The 14,865-nt window shown below is 39.5% G+C and carries 10 protein-coding genes and 1 pseudogene; 5 read left to right on the top strand and 6 right to left on the bottom strand.

The window, feature by feature from the left end; genetic code table 11:
• Positions 1-68: 68 nt before the first annotated feature.
• Positions 69-2,360, bottom strand: a complete 2,292-nt coding sequence (locus R2H34_RS14140) for a TonB-dependent siderophore receptor (protein ID WP_318342313.1) — start codon at positions 2,358-2,360, stop codon at positions 69-71.
• 384 nt (positions 2,361-2,744) lie between these two features.
• Between R2H34_RS14140 and tig the strand changes: the two genes are divergently transcribed.
• The 4 genes and pseudogenes from tig (at position 2,745) to R2H34_RS14120 (ending at position 7,085) form a co-directional block, all read left to right on the top strand.
• Positions 2,745-4,076: a trigger factor gene (gene tig / locus R2H34_RS14135; RefSeq protein ID WP_004909227.1), complete on the top strand. Its 1,332-nt coding sequence runs from the start codon at positions 2,745-2,747 to the stop codon at positions 4,074-4,076.
• Positions 4,077-4,273: 197 nt separating this feature from the next.
• The gene (gene clpP, locus R2H34_RS14130; protein ID WP_004909225.1) at positions 4,274-4,879 is read left to right on the top strand and encodes an ATP-dependent Clp endopeptidase proteolytic subunit ClpP; all 606 of its coding nucleotides are present in this window, start codon (positions 4,274-4,276) and stop codon (positions 4,877-4,879) included.
• A gap of 27 nt (positions 4,880-4,906) precedes the next feature.
• Positions 4,907-6,217 (top strand): ATP-dependent Clp protease ATP-binding subunit ClpX, encoded by a 1,311-nt coding sequence (clpX, locus tag R2H34_RS14125; protein WP_087540269.1) that lies wholly within the window; start codon positions 4,907-4,909, stop codon positions 6,215-6,217.
• A gap of 151 nt (positions 6,218-6,368) precedes the next feature.
• Positions 6,369-7,085: pseudogene (locus R2H34_RS14120) on the top strand (DUF2846 domain-containing protein).
• Positions 7,086-7,108: 23 nt separating this feature from the next.
• Here the strand turns inward: R2H34_RS14120 and R2H34_RS14115 are convergent.
• The 3 genes from R2H34_RS14115 to R2H34_RS14105 form a co-directional block, all read right to left on the bottom strand.
• Positions 7,109-7,651 carry a DUF2059 domain-containing protein gene (locus R2H34_RS14115; protein ID WP_039908525.1) on the bottom strand — a complete coding sequence of 181 codons (543 nt, stop codon included), beginning with the start codon at positions 7,649-7,651 and terminating at the stop codon, positions 7,109-7,111.
• 99 nt (positions 7,652-7,750) lie between these two features.
• A complete protein-coding gene (locus R2H34_RS14110) occupies positions 7,751-9,277 on the bottom strand; it encodes a fumarate hydratase (protein WP_004909213.1) in 1,527 nt (508 codons plus the stop codon).
• Positions 9,278-9,416: 139 nt separating this feature from the next.
• Entirely contained in the window at positions 9,417-10,283 is an 867-nt protein-coding gene (locus R2H34_RS14105; RefSeq protein ID WP_087540272.1) for a helix-turn-helix transcriptional regulator, read from the bottom strand.
• Positions 10,284-10,465: 182 nt separating this feature from the next.
• On the opposite strand from R2H34_RS14105, the gene R2H34_RS14100 reads away from it, so the two are divergent.
• Entirely contained in the window at positions 10,466-11,362 is an 897-nt protein-coding gene (locus R2H34_RS14100) for a DMT family transporter (RefSeq protein ID WP_087540274.1), read from the top strand.
• Positions 11,363-11,429: 67 nt separating this feature from the next.
• Here the strand turns inward: R2H34_RS14100 and pta are convergent, their stop codons facing one another.
• Both pta and R2H34_RS14090 read right to left on the bottom strand, forming a co-directional pair.
• Entirely contained in the window at positions 11,430-13,565 is a 2,136-nt protein-coding gene (gene pta, locus R2H34_RS14095) for a phosphate acetyltransferase (protein WP_004909207.1), read from the bottom strand.
• 32 nt (positions 13,566-13,597) lie between these two features.
• On the bottom strand, positions 13,598-14,773 hold the full coding sequence (locus R2H34_RS14090; RefSeq protein ID WP_005403220.1) for an acetate/propionate family kinase: 1,176 nt from the start codon (positions 14,771-14,773) through the stop codon (positions 13,598-13,600).
• Positions 14,774-14,865 lie beyond the last annotated feature (92 nt).

Below are 14,865 nucleotides of genomic sequence, written 5' to 3'. Positions count from 1 at the left end.
AAAAAATAGCCTCATAGAGAGGCTATTTTAGATGAGTTTAAGTAAATACCCTAATTTTTTTAAGGGATTTAGTACTTAAAGTTGATCGCAAGAACTGCGTTGCGGCCATCACCTTCGTTTGCATAGTGTGAAGCATGAGCACTTGTAAAATAACGCTTATCTGAAATGTTATTTACATTCAACTGTAGGTTTACATTCTTGTTTACATCATACTTTGCCATCGCATTATAGATAGTAAACGTTGGTAAGATTTTCGTTGAAGTGGTGGCTGTGTTTGGATTGGTATTCGCAAAAACTTGATCGCGATATTGAACGCCTGCACCAAGTGTTAATTTTGGAAGTACTTGGTATGTACTCCACAAGTTAGCACTCTGTTTAGCAACGAATGGAAGAGGGCCACCTTCTTGAGCAACTAAGTTATAAGCTGCTTTGGTTAATTCGCTATCTAAGTAGCTATAGCCAAGTGCCATTTCCCATTTATCAGTAATGTGACCTGTCAAAGCAAGTTCAAAACCATCAACTTTACTTTCACCAGCATTAGTTACTGTATTCGCATCTATATTAATACGTGTATTTTGCTTCTCAGTACGGAAGATTGCAGCTGTCGCATTGGCACGGTTGTTCCAAAGACTCCATTTCGTTCCGATCTCAAATGTACGAGCTTTTTCTGGTTCTAAGTCTTTATTTGAAGCACTAAGTGAATCAAGATCAGGATCGATACCTACAGGGTTGGCAGCAGTTGCGAAACTTGCATAGATACTACCATGCTCTGTTGGGCGGAATACTACACCTGCTTGATAGGAGAAGTAGTCTGTATCATTTGAATACACAGTACCTGCTGGCGTTGTTACACCACGAGCTGTTACATCTTTGTTATATTTTAATTCTGTATCAAATTGATCCCAGCGTACGCCAAGATTTAATAACCAATATTTATTGAACTCAATACTGTCTAATGCATATACAGATACTGTTTCGTTGGTCATTGTAGTCTGTTTAGTATTTGGTGTGAGAGTGCCTAACCATAGATCATTCGCATTGGGATTATTTAAATCCGTGCACCAGCCATTATTAGCTTTACAGTCTTCATTGAAGCCAGCAGTTGTTAAGTTTGTATATCCAGGATAGCTAATATTATAGTTGCCGCGATTGGTCTCTTCGCGATTATATTCAGCACCGACATTGAAGCTATGTGCTAATGCTCCAGTTTTAAATTTTCCAACTAAAGAAAGTTGGTCGGTAAATGCATCGGTGTCACGAATGGTTTGTGTAGCACGACGATAGACTTTGCCGTTATAGATATTGCCTTTTGAATCATCTGGATTTGTATACATATAGCTTGCTTTAGAATGGCTATATGTTGCAGTGTTTGAAACCGTTAAATCATCATTAAAATCATGTTCAAGCTTCAATGAGCCTATATGATTTTCACGCTTATCAAAATCACGATCTTTCCAGCCATAGTAAGAGCCTTGTTTAACTGAAACAGGTTTACCATCGCCTTTAACAGCATCTAAGGGGATATGTTTTTTTCGAGTTACACCATCATTTTCATAGATATTCGGATTGTTAAATGGAATGCCTGAATCTGGCTCATCATTACTTTTGATAAAGTAGTAACTTAAGGTCGCACGGTTTTCAGTTCCTAAACCAAAAGCTAGGCTAGGTGCAATACCAACACGAGCGTATTCTGCACCATTGTGCTGTCCCGGTTTCTCATTTTCATGACCCATCGCAATAACACGACCCGCGATTCCATTACCAAAGTCTTTGTTTGCGTCAAGTACGATATGCTTATAGTTATCTGTGCCGCCTGCAACACTTCCTTGATATTCATCACCTTCATGCGCAACTTTTGGAATCATGTTGATACTGCCACCAACACCACTTCCGCCAGTTAAAGCAGAGCTTGAGCCTTTAGTTACTTCGACTTGTTCAATCGCAAACATATCACGTGTTTGAGTTGTTGAGTTGCGCACACCATCTACATAGATCGCGCTTTGTCCGTTATAACCACGAATATAAGGAATATCTGTATACGGAATGCCGCCTTCACCAGCACCTAGTGTGATACCAGGCTCATTACGAAGAGCTTCTAATAAAGTATTTGAATTTGTTTCTTTCAATAACTTTTGAGATAAGACAGACACTGTCTTTGGTGTGTCTTTTAATGGCGCAACATATTTCTTGTTTGCAGATACATCAACTTTTAATTGTTCAGCAGTTGCTTCTGCATGAATCGTTGGGAGTTGAACCACATTTTCTTTATCTTGCGCGATTGCTGCAGTTGCAATCATAGAAAGAGATGATGCAATCGCAGATGAAACAAACTTCTTACGTGTTCTGATAAAAGAAGACATATCGTATCCATGTAAACCTTAAAATTCATGCAAATAATAATTATTCTTATTCTTATATGCAATTTTTCTCGATTGGATTTAACGATGCTTAGATCATATAAATTTGGAAAAAGAAATAGAATAGTGTAGCGAAATGTAAAATTGTGTTGTAATTGATTGGGTGAAAATTAAGCATTTTGATCTAATAGAATTCTTCACGAAATTACCCAAGAACAACCGAGTTTATTCATAAACTATGAAAAATAATAAATCGTGGATGACTTGCTGATATGTTCAGATCAACTTTTACTGCTAGAATGCTTGTCGAATTTTGTATATCAGCAAAGTTGTCATATAATGTGGCACTTTAAAAATTGTTACTACTAACTATATATCGAGGAAGCCATGCAAGTAACGACTGAAGCGGTTTCGGGCGTTGCCCGTCGTTTAAATGTTTCTGTACCGACGAGCCGTGTTAACGAGCAATTTGAAGCTCGCTTAAAACGCACTGCCAAAACTGTGAAGATCAACGGCTTCCGTCCAGGTAAAGTGCCTTTAAATGTTGTTCGCCGTGAATATGGTGCGAGCATCTATCAAGAAGTTGTGAATGACCTTATTCGCGATACAGTATTCGAAGCAATTCAACAAGAAAAAATCAATGCTGTAGGCATGCCGAACATTGAAAAAGTTGAAAACAAAGATGACGCTTTAGTTTATGAAGCGACTGTAGAAGTGTATCCAGAAGTAGAAGTTAAATCTTTTGCTGACTTAGAGATTGATCGTAAATCATCTGAAATCAACGATGCAGACGTTGATGTAATGATTGAAAACTTACAAAAGCAACGTGCTTCTTGGACTGAAACCAAAGGCATGGCGAAAAAAGATATGCAAGTGACTTTCGATTTCGAAGGTACTGTTGATGGTGAGAAGTTTGAAGGCGGTGCAGCTGAAGACTTTAAACTTGTTCTTGGTTCAGGTCGTATGATTCCTGGCTTTGAAGACGGTATCGTTGGCATGAAGAAAGGCGAAGAGAAAGTTATTGATGTAACTTTCCCTGAAGACTACCAAGCTGAAAATTTAGCAGGTAAAGCAGCTCAGTTTAAAATCACTGTGAAACTTGTTGAAAAACAAAAACTTCCAGAGATTGATGCTGAATTCTTAAAAATCTTTGGTTTAACTGAAGAAGAAGGCTTAGACAAGTTAAAAGCTGACGTTCGTAAAAACATGGAACGTGAAGTTCGTAACGGTCTTCGCAACCAAGTTAAACAAGCTGCGTTTGATGCGCTTGTAGCTGCGAACGAAATCGAAGTTCCAGCATCAATGGTTGCTCAAGAAATTGATCGTCAACGTCAACAAATGATCCAACAATTCACTCAACAGTTTGGTGCTCAAGGTGCAGGCGCATTTGACAGCAGCATGCTTCCGGATGAATTGTTCAAAGAACAAGCTGAGAAATCAGTGAAGCTTGGTGTATTGGTAAGCAAAGTATTAGCTGATGCTAAACTTGAAGTTGACCAAGCACGCGTTGATGCTTATATCAATGACATGGCTTCTTCTTATGAAGATCCAACAGAAGTTGTTGAATACTTCAAAAATGACAAACAACAACGTGCTCAAATCGAAGCAGTTGTGTTAGAAGACCAAGTTGTTGATCACATCTTGGCTGCTGCTAAAGTAAATGATGTGGCTGTAAGCTACGAAGACTTATTAAAAGAACAACAAGCTCGCCGTGGCTAATCTTTTAAAAGTTGAAAAGAAAGGCGCGTAATGCGCCTTTTTTTATATGTGTTATGAATGTGTTAATTTGTCTAAAAAATGCCAGATTTTAGTCTAAATATTCGAATATTTCAGATTGAACCTTTTGCAATTTCAGCGATTATCCCTCATATTGTTGGCATAGATCGAGTCACAATAATTTAGGAATAAGTAAACATATGTATGTTCCAACAATTGAAAATGCTTTAGTTCCTGTTGTCGTTGAACAATCATCTCGTGGTGAGCGTTCTTTTGATATTTACTCACGTTTGTTACGTGAGCGTGTTATTTTCTTGACAGGTGAAGTTGAAGATAACATGGCGAATTTAATCGTCGCGCAGATGTTATTTTTAGAAGCAGAAAACCCAGAAAAAGATATTCACCTCTATATTAACTCTCCAGGTGGTTCAGTAACGGCAGGTATGGCAATTTACGATACCATGCAGTTTATTAAGCCTGATGTTGTGACATACTGTATGGGGCAAGCTGCCTCTATGGGTGCATTCCTTTTGAATGCTGGTGCAAAAGGTAAACGTTATTGCTTGGAAAATGCACGTGTGATGATCCATCAACCATTAGGTGGTTTCCGTGGACAAGCATCTGATATTGAAATCCATGCACGTGAGATTTTGTTTATTAAAGAGCGTTTAAATCGTTTAATGGCGCAACATAGCGGACAGGATTACGAGACAGTTGCTCGTGATACTGATCGTGATAATTTCATGACGGCTGAAGCTGCAAAACAGTATGGCTTGGTTGATCAAGTACTTAGTAAGCGTCCGTAATTTTTAAGATTCAAGATTGGAGTAAATATGTCCGAACATCCTCAAGGACAAAAACATTGTTCATTTTGCGGTAAAACGCAGTCTGAAGTCGGGAAACTGATTGCAGGTGAGGACGCATATATTTGTAATGAATGTGTAGATGTCTGCTTAGACTTAGTTCAAACAAGTCAACAGGTTGAAGCGGGTGATTGGGCAACCAAAGCACTGCCAAAGCCACATGAAATACGTGCAGCGCTTGATCAATATGTCATTGGGCAGGATCTTGCGAAGAAAACGTTATCTGTTGCGGTGTATAACCACTATAAGCGTTTGAAAGTTGGGCAAACACATCATGCACATCAAGACATCGAAATTGCTAAGAGTAATATTTTATTAATTGGACCAACAGGTTCTGGTAAGACTTTACTTGCTCAAACACTTGCACGTTTACTTGATGTCCCTTTTGCTATGGCGGATGCGACAACACTTACCGAAGCGGGTTACGTGGGTGAAGATGTTGAAAATATCGTGCAAAAATTGCTGCAAAAGGCAGATTATGATGTAGAGAAAGCTCAAAAAGGCATTATCTATATTGATGAAATCGACAAGATCACGCGTAAGTCTGAGAATCCATCGATTACTCGTGATGTTTCGGGAGAGGGTGTACAACAAGCATTATTAAAAATGATTGAAGGTACAGTGGCTTCGATTCCTCCACAAGGAGGGCGTAAGCATCCTCAACAAGAATTTATCCAAATCGATACTTCAAATATATTATTTATTTGCGGTGGCGCATTCTCAGGTTTGGAAAAAATTGTACAGCAACGTCAGGAAAAAGGCGGTATAGGTTTCACAGCTGATGTGAAAAATAAAGATGACAGTAAAAAAGTCTCTGAGTTATTCCGTCAAGTTGAAGCAACAGATTTGGTGAAATTTGGTTTAATTCCTGAATTTATCGGTCGTTTGCCAGTGATTGCAACGCTTGATGAGTTGGATGAAGAAGCATTGATGCAGATTTTGACTGAACCAAAAAATGCATTAACTCGCCAATATCAGTATTTATTCACGATGGAAGATGTTGACCTTGTATTTGATGAGTCTGCATTACGAGCAGTGTCGAAGAAAGCCCTTGAGCGTAATACTGGCGCACGTGGTCTACGTTCTATCTTGGAAAATGTACTACTTGAAACAATGTATGATTTACCAAGTCGCAAAGATGTCGGCACGGTTATTGTTGATGAGGCTGTGATTAATGGAACAGCTAAACCGACATATAAGCCAGAGCGTTTACCACAAACGACAGCGGCTGAATTGATTGAGAAGAAAGATTTGAAAGTTGTAGATTCAAAATCTGCTTAATTCACATTCATCTAAAAAAGCATGAAAGGCTTAGCTTTTCATGCTTTTTTTATTTGCAATTGAACGATGAGGTGTTAATCTTAAAAATTGAATAATCCGCATAGTTTTGCGCTGTTAAAAATAAATCCAAGAAAACGCCTTGAGGGATGTCATGCGTTATTTAATATTGTCATTATGTTGTGTAGAGATTTTGGCGGGCTGTCAAAGCCATAAAGCAGTTGAAGAAAATCCAGCCGTCTTAACAGCAACTTTACCTCCTGTCGATACAGATAAGAAACCAGGTTTATTTGATCAATATCATGTGGGTGGTTTTGCTGTCGGTGGATGGGTAAACCAAAAATTAGGTCAATATTACGCTCCTATCAAGCCACAAAATGAGCAAGCCGCGGTAGTCTATTTATATCGCCCAGACACTCGCTGGAATCGCCAAGAAATTGCTGCTGCTAATCTATTTATCAATGGTCATCGCATTCCAAGTCTATTACATAATCATTATTATTGGTTGGAATTACCAGCTGGAACTTATCGCTTAAGTGTAAGTCGTCCTCTAGCAGGTTTGCATTTTCAAAAACCGAAATATTTAGATTTTACAGTTGATGCAGCTCAAACTTATTTCATTAAATATGACGAAGAGAATAAGTTACCAAGAAGTGAACCAACAGGTCCATTTATGTCAATGCCAGAGAAAGTGGCACGTCAAGAAATTGCATTTACTCGATTATAATCATCTAGTTATAATTTTGTTGCGCAAGATGCTTCAGGTAAAGTTCGTTCTAAGCCTCAGGAGTTAAAACCTGCCAAATATGATCAAAAGTCTGAGGTTCACTTGGTTAAACCATTTAAACTTTGGAATCCTTTAACTTGGTAATTGATAGTATTAATGAGCAATTTCTATTCCTGTTGAATTAGTGGTTGAATGATAGATAGAAATTGCTCTTTCAATTGAATGCTTTGTTCAGGATCGCTTAGCGTTTTTTGACTTAGAGTATTCATATATTGAAATACATTTGTACTAATCTGTAAGTTTTTCTGATTGATTGACTTACCTTCAGGAGTTTTTAAAAACTTTAAATAAGCCTGAATTTCTTCTTCACTGAGTGTGTCTTTATAAATTTTTTCAATCGCTTGAATTGTTTCTGGTCGAGCAAATAATTTTGAACTGGTCTCTTTTAATAATTGGCTGAGTTCTAATACTGCTAAGAGTTCTTGATTGGTTGTTAATTTTTCTTTATTTAAAATACCTAAAATAATCCTTTCAGCTTCTAAGTCTAAAGCAGGTTGCATTTCTTCAAAGGAGTTATTCAGTACTTTTTCTAAGTCACTGGCTTTAATTAATTCTTGAACAGATTTAGTTTGCGCAGGAGTAGCTGATACATCCTGTGAAGTACAAATAGCAAGGCATAGCAATAGATAATGGAATGGATTTATGTTCATATTTGCCTCGTTATTCTTATTCATTTTTATAATTTAACAGAAGCTTTAAATAAAAAAATAGCCGAATGCAGTGATTCGGCTATTTTTTTGATGAGCGGATTATTGTGCCGCAGCATCTACAACTGGAATTTTACCAATTTTTGCTTGCCAGATTTTTGGAGCAGTTGCGTGGATAGACGTACCATTCACATCAACGGCAACAGAAACAGGCATATCTTCAACCACAAATTTGTAGATTGCTTCCATACCTAGGTCAGCAAATGCAACAACTTCAGCTTCACGTACAGCTTTAGAAACGAGGTAAGCAGCGCCACCCACAGCCATTAAGTAAGTTGCTTTATTGTCTTTGATTGCTTCAACAGCCGCTGGACCACGATCCGCTTTACCGATCATGCCGAACAAGCCAGTTGCTTCTAAGACTTGACGTGTAAATTTATCCATACGCGTTGCAGTTGTAGGACCAGCAGGACCAACGACTTCATCACGAACAGGATCAACAGGACCAACGTAGTAAATGAATTTACCTTTTAAGTCGACTGGAAGTTCTTCACCATTATTTAACATGTCGACCATGCGCTTATGTGCAGCATCACGACCTGTATAAATTGTACCGTTAAGAAGTAAAGTATCGCCTGGTTTCCAAGAGTTCATTTCTTCTTGTGTAATGGTATCAAGATTCACACGTTTTGATTGAGATGAATCCCAAGTTACAGCAGGGTAGTCTTCAAGTTTAGGTGCTTGGATGTGTGCTACACCTGTACCATCTAACTGGAAGTGTGCGTGGCGTGTGGCAGCACAGTTCGGAATCATACCCACTGGTTTACCCGCAGCGTGACATGGGTAATCCTTGATTTTAATATCAAGAACAGTCGTCAAACCACCAAGACCTTGAGCACCAATACCCAGTGCATTTACTTTTTCGAAGATCTCGATACGGAGTTCTTCCATCTTGCTTTGTGGACCACGACGAAGTAATTCGTCCATGTTGATTTCTTCCATGAGTGCTTCTTTTGCAAGCATCATGGCTTTTTCAGCAGTACCACCGATACCAATACCGAGCATACCTGGTGGACACCAGCCTGCACCCATTGTTGGTACAGTTTTAAGTACCCAATCTACGATTGAATCAGATGGGTTTAGCATCGCAAGTTTGGATTTATTTTCTGAACCACCACCTTTAGCTGCAACGGTAATATCAACTTTATTACCTGGTACGAGTTTGTAGTGGATGACAGCAGGTGTATTGTCTTTAGTATTCTTACGACCAAAAGCTGGATCAGCAAGCACTGAAGCACGAAGTACGTTTGAGTTTTCTAAGTAACCTTGGCGTACACCTTCGTTCACTGCATCGTCTAAGCTCATGGTTAAATCAAATTTAACATCTAAGCCGACTTCAAGGAAAACGTTGACGATCCCTGTATCTTGACAGATTGGTCGATGACCTTCAGCACACATACGTGAGTTGATGAGGATTTGAGCAATTGCATCTTTTGCAGCTTTGTTTTCTTCACGATCATAAGCACGGCTCATCGCTTGGATGAAGTCTTGAGGGTGATAGTAAGAAATAAACTGGAGGGCATCCTTGATTGATGTAATCAAGTCATCTTGTTTGATGATCGTTGTCATATCAAAATTCTCTTGAGCGGGCGATAAGCTGGCGGGCTAAATTATATGACAAAAAGCTTGGATTGTGGGAGTTTTAAACGACTTTTGGCTAAAGGTCTATATACAAAAGTAGATTTTAAAATATGTGAAACTTCAATAATTAGTTTTGATTTTTTCGCAGCAGTGAAGGTGCGTATCCAAAATGTTTTTTAAAACGATGGCTAAAATGACTGCTCGAACTAAAGCCATATCGCATTGAAATTTCTGTTAAATTTAATTTAGTTAAGTGTAGAGCTTGGTGGGCTAACTCAAGTCGACGTTGCATGACGTATTGGTGGGGTGGCATTTTCATGGATTGTTTGAACATATGCGCAAAATGATATTCACTTAATTGCGCTTGTTCGGCTAAATCCGTGAGCGTCAAACTTAAATGCAAATGTTGATCAATCCATTGCAAAACTTGTTTGATCACATATGGTGAAAGCCCACCTTTTACGACAGGTGCTTGCCAGTGTGCATGACTATAATTCTTGATGAGATGATTAAGCAATAGCGTAGTTGCTGTACTCATCTGTAAATGATTTTCGCGGTTTTCCCATTCAGCATTGAGTAAAAAATGCCGATAGATCATTGAGATTTGGGGATCGGCGACGAAGATTTGTGGATTTAAAATAATTTGGCTAGGTTCTTTATCCCAAACTTGTTCTGCTACACGTTTTAGATGTTGTTCTGTGTAGTAAAGATGAACAAAAGTTAGCGGATCACGCAAGTCCCATGTCGACTCATAATCTTGGGGCATGAGGCATATACGGTCAGGCCCACCGCCATTGTGCCAACCTTGAGGTGTCTTTTGATAACTTTGATAACCACCGTGAATATACATACTTAAAGTATGGTGATTGCTACAGACATTGACGCGATCTTGATTATTTTCCCACATGGCCAATTGCATACCTGAACCCAATTCAACTGAGTCAAGCAATTGAGCTTTGTGTTGCTGTAATTGATCTAGAATCTGATATTTCATCTTCTATACAAAGTGTTAAGTATGATTGTATTAAGTGTAGGACGTTCAGCCTTAGTTGTCATCTGAATATAACGAACATTAAAAAACGCAAGTAAATGACAATCATCACAAGAAAATGAAAGAAATGAAATGCTGCAAAGATGCAAACTTTACAGTGTGGTATTGAGTTTGGTTAAAAAGCTATGAATGCATTGTTATATGCTCTTGTTGTGGTGATCTGGGGGACGACATGGATTGCAATTACACTGCAACAGCAAAGTGAAATATCGACCACAGTTGCGGTGTTTTGGCGATTTTTTATTTCAGCAATTGTCTTGTTTGCTTTTGTTGTGATGAGTCGCAAGTTGCAAAAACTGGCAACTCGAGATCATTTATTTTGCATGTTGCAGGCATGCTGTATTTTTGGATTTAACTTTGTCTGTTTCTATTATGCAGTGCAATACATTAGTAGTGGCTTGGAAGCAGTGATCTTTTCAATGGCTGTGATTTTCAACACGATCAATGCCAAAGTATTTTTTGCTCAGCACATATCGTCACGTTTTTATCCTGCTGCATTATTTGGTCTGTTTGGGATCATCGCTTTGTTTTGGCACGATGTCATGGGTACAACCTTGAATAGCAATACGTTGATGGGTATTGGACTATGTATTTTAGGGACTTATGGTTTTTCTCTAGGAAACATGATTAGTACGCGCCATCAAAAACAAGGATTGGATATTTTTACGACTAATGCCTATGCCATGTTGTATGGTTCTTTGCTAATGGCTTTAATTTCATGGTTTAAGCATGACAACTTTTTTCCGAGCATGTCAGGGAGTTCGGTTAGCGCATTACTGTATTTAGCGATTTTTGGTTCAGTGATTGGCTTTACGGCTTACTTTTATTTGGTTGGTCGAATTGGAGCGGGGAAAGCTGCATATAGCACCTTGTTATTTCCTTTGGTGGCGTTGGTTATATCGACTATATGGGAAGGTTATGATTGGCAAATGAATGCGGTGATTGGTGTGATTCTCATTTTATGTGGTAATGCGATTTTCTTTATCAAACTGCCACGATTCAGAGCAATTAAAACTTCATAGCCAAGAACATAAAAAGCCATCAACTTTGATCAAGTGATGGCTCTTTCTTTATTTTAAAGAGATCGGACTAGTCTTGTTGCTTTGCCTGAATCGCAGTCAAGGCAATGGTAAACACAATATCATCCACCAAAGCGCCACGAGATAGGTCATTTACAGGCTTGTTTAAGCCTTGCAACATTGGACCAACACTGACGACATTCGCAGCACGTTGCACTGCTTTGTAGGTCGTATTACCTGTATTGAGGTCAGGGAAGATAAATACGTTGGCACGACCAGCTACTTGTGAGTCAGGTGCTTTTTGGCGTCCGACACTTTCAACGGATGCTGCATCGTATTGTAAAGGACCATCAATCAATAAATCAGGGCGGCGTTGTTTTGCAATTTTAGTCGCTTCTGCAACTTTTTCCACATCCGCACCAGTCCCCGAAGTTCCTGTTGAATAACTGATCATTGCAATACGAGGGTCGAGACCAAAAGCTTTTGCAGAATCAGCCGATTGAATCGCAATCTCTGCAAGCTGTTCAGCATTTGGATCAGGATTAATTGCACAATCACCGTATACATAAACTTCATCAGGCAATAGCATGAAAAAGATTGATGAAACCAGTGAGTAATTTGGTGCAGTTTTAATTAATTGAAATGCTGGACGTACAGTATTGGCCGTTGTATGAATGGCACCTGAAACTAAACCATCAACCTGATCAAGTGCCAGCATCATCGTACCGAGAACCACAGTGTCTTGCAGTTGAGCTTTAGCTTGTAGTGCATCAAGCTTACCTTTACGCAATTCAACCATCGGTTCAATATATTGGTCACGAATGCTGTCAGGGTCAATAATTTCTAAATCACTTGGTAGTTGAATGCCACGTGCTTTTGCAACCTCAGCAACTGATTCTGGTTTTGCAAGCAAGATACAGTGCGCGATTCCGCGAGATTGACAAATTGCAGCAGCTTGAACAGTGCGTGGTTCATCACCTTCGGGTAGAACGATACGCTTTTTGGCTGCAATCGATTTTTGTACCAACTCATAGCGGAAAGCAGATGGGGATAATCGTGGATGTAGATTATTCTGAGTGTGTTGATCAAGCCAGTTATTATCAATATGACTAGAAACAAAGCGAGTTACTTGTTCAGCACGCTCAGTATCATCGACTGGGATTTCATTACCAAAATGGTGTAAGCGCTGAGCTGTTTCTAGCGTATCTAAAGGTGTGTGTAAAATAGGTAAACCTTGTTTTATGGCACCTTGGCAGAACTCTAGAACGTTATTCGCTGGGGCCGATTGTTCTGTTAAAACTAATCCAGCTAAAGGAATCCCGTTGCTAGTTGCGACACTGGCTGCAAGTAAAGTGTCAGTTCGCTGTGCTGCACTGATGATCAGCTCACCAGCAACGAATTTTTGCAATTCGGCTTCGATATCTGAAGCAATCAGGCTGGTATGTAGAATTCGGCGTTGCTTCGCTTCACCCTCGTGTAACCAAGTCCCATCAACCACCGATGCAATGTCTAAACTGCGTGGAACACTAAGAATGTTGCTAAAAGGGACTAAACCAATAATCGGTAAGTCATCTGTGCCCATAAAACGATTATAACGTTGCAGTTCTTTTGAGAATTCTGCAATTTTTTCATCTAAACGTAAGCTTGGGTCGAGTGTAACAGGAATCTCAGCCGTGCCTTCAGGAAGTCCTTTAGTGCGCATAAAGAGCACACCTGTAGTACGTGCTGATGCAGCACCACCAAATTGACGTAGATGTGCATCAACTTTTTCAGCTGTTTTACGTGGGTCTGCAAGATCAGCTGTACTGACTAATACGACTTGTGCATCTAGCGCTTGTGCAAGTGCGGCATTGATTTCACTAGCAAAATGATCCTGACCATTTGGAACAAGTCCTTCAACAATAATGACATCATGATTTGCAGCGATTTGACGATGTAAGGCAACTGCTTCTTCGAGTAATTCGTCAGTTTCCCCTAAAGCAATCAGTTGAGTTAACTTTTCATAAATAATCGGTTCAACTGACTTATGTTGAAAAAGGTGACTATACAGCGTAGTAGTACGGTCAATGGTGGTATCTGCAATTTGTGAAAAAGGTTTTAGAAACCCTGCGTTAATCCCTTTGCAATCCAATGCGTAAATCATACCTAAGCATGCAGATGTTAAACCAACACCTTCACCTGTAGGGATCAATAAAATTGTATTCATAATGACCTTAATTTTTGTCTAACTGTTTTAGTTTAAGCAGTCTGTTCAATGACTTGACGTGTTTCTTTGGCAATACGCCCTTCTTCATCGGTTGGAACAACCCAAATTTGAGGACCCGTTCCAGCATCAATTCGTCCTTCAGTACCACGTGCTAGGGCATTGTTTTTATCTTGACTAAACTGTAAGCCAAAGTGTGGTAAATATCCCAACGTTTTTTCACGTACGTAAGCTGAGTTTTCACCGATCCCACCCGTAAATACTAAACCATCTAAACGTGGTAGACCGCAACTTAAAGCTGACAGAGATTTTGCTAAGCGATAACAGAACACTTCGATTGCTAAAGTCGCACCTTCATGACCATTTTCAGAAGCTTCCACAAGGGTACGCATATCATTGGATAAGCCTGATAAACCAAGTAAACCACTTTCTTTGTTTAGCATGGTGTCGATCTTTTGAATATCCCACCCTAAGTTACTAGCTAAAAATAAATGTAAGCTTGGATCAACATCTCCACTACGTGTACCCATAACTACACCTTCTAAAGGTGTCATACCCATAGAGGTATCAAGGCTTTGACCATTCCAAACTGCACATGTAGAACTGCCATTACCTAGGTGAGCGCTGAGCCAGCCGCCTTGATTTTTGGCACCTGCAAGTTCGCTGGCACGTTCAGTGACATAGGCATGGCTAGTTCCATGGAAGCCATAACGACGTACTTGATGTTCAGTATATAAATTTTGTGGCAATGCATAACGATATGCACGTTCAGGCATCGTTTGGTGGAATGCAGTATCGAAAACAGCAACTTGCGGTAATTCTGGGAATAAGCGCATGGTTGCTTCGATTCCTATCAAATGCGCAGGGTTGTGTAGTGGTGCAAGTGGTGTGGCAGCTTCAATACGCTTCACGATTTCAGGTGTTAAAAGTTCGGCTTTCGTTAGATTTCCACCATGAACCACACGATGTCCAATTGCTTGAGGATTATAATTTGCTAAACGAGCTAATAACGTTTCCAGTGCTTTGGCATGGTCTGCATGTGGAATTGATAATTCAAGCGGTTCGCCACCGACCGTTACCCCCTTAATACGCGCATCAGCAGAGCCTAAGTTTTCTGCCAAGCCATAAATACGATCTTCACGACGTTCTGAAACAAGCGCGTATTTGATCGACGATGAACCACAGTTAATTACAAGTACAGATTTAGCCACGTTTGAACACCTAACTGATTTTAAATTTTATGACGAACACTTTGATCTTGCTGCAACGCATGGGGCAGTGGAATCAAGCGCAATGTTTTAAC

The organism is Acinetobacter sp. 16, assembly GCF_033439925.1.
GTDB lineage: Bacteria > Pseudomonadota > Gammaproteobacteria > Pseudomonadales > Moraxellaceae > Acinetobacter > Acinetobacter junii.
This window is presented reverse-complemented; position numbering and strand designations above follow the sequence as displayed.

Excerpts from the sequence above, each read along its gene's own strand:
- R2H34_RS14140 (WP_318342313.1), bottom strand. The coding sequence starts at position 2,360 with ATGTCTTCTTTTATCAGAACACGTAAGAAGTTTGTTTCATCTGCGATT.
- tig (WP_004909227.1), top strand. The coding sequence starts at position 2,745 with ATGCAAGTAACGACTGAAGCGGTTTCGGGCGTTGCCCGTCGTTTAAAT.
- clpP (WP_004909225.1), top strand. The coding sequence starts at position 4,274 with ATGTATGTTCCAACAATTGAAAATGCTTTAGTTCCTGTTGTCGTTGAA.
- clpX (WP_087540269.1), top strand. The coding sequence starts at position 4,907 with ATGTCCGAACATCCTCAAGGACAAAAACATTGTTCATTTTGCGGTAAA.
- R2H34_RS14115 (WP_039908525.1), bottom strand. The coding sequence starts at position 7,651 with ATGAACATAAATCCATTCCATTATCTATTGCTATGCCTTGCTATTTGT.
- R2H34_RS14110 (WP_004909213.1), bottom strand. The coding sequence starts at position 9,277 with ATGACAACGATCATCAAACAAGATGACTTGATTACATCAATCAAGGAT.
- R2H34_RS14105 (WP_087540272.1), bottom strand. The coding sequence starts at position 10,283 with ATGAAATATCAGATTCTAGATCAATTACAGCAACACAAAGCTCAATTG.
- R2H34_RS14100 (WP_087540274.1), top strand. The coding sequence starts at position 10,466 with ATGAATGCATTGTTATATGCTCTTGTTGTGGTGATCTGGGGGACGACA.
- pta (WP_004909207.1), bottom strand. The coding sequence starts at position 13,565 with ATGAATACAATTTTATTGATCCCTACAGGTGAAGGTGTTGGTTTAACA.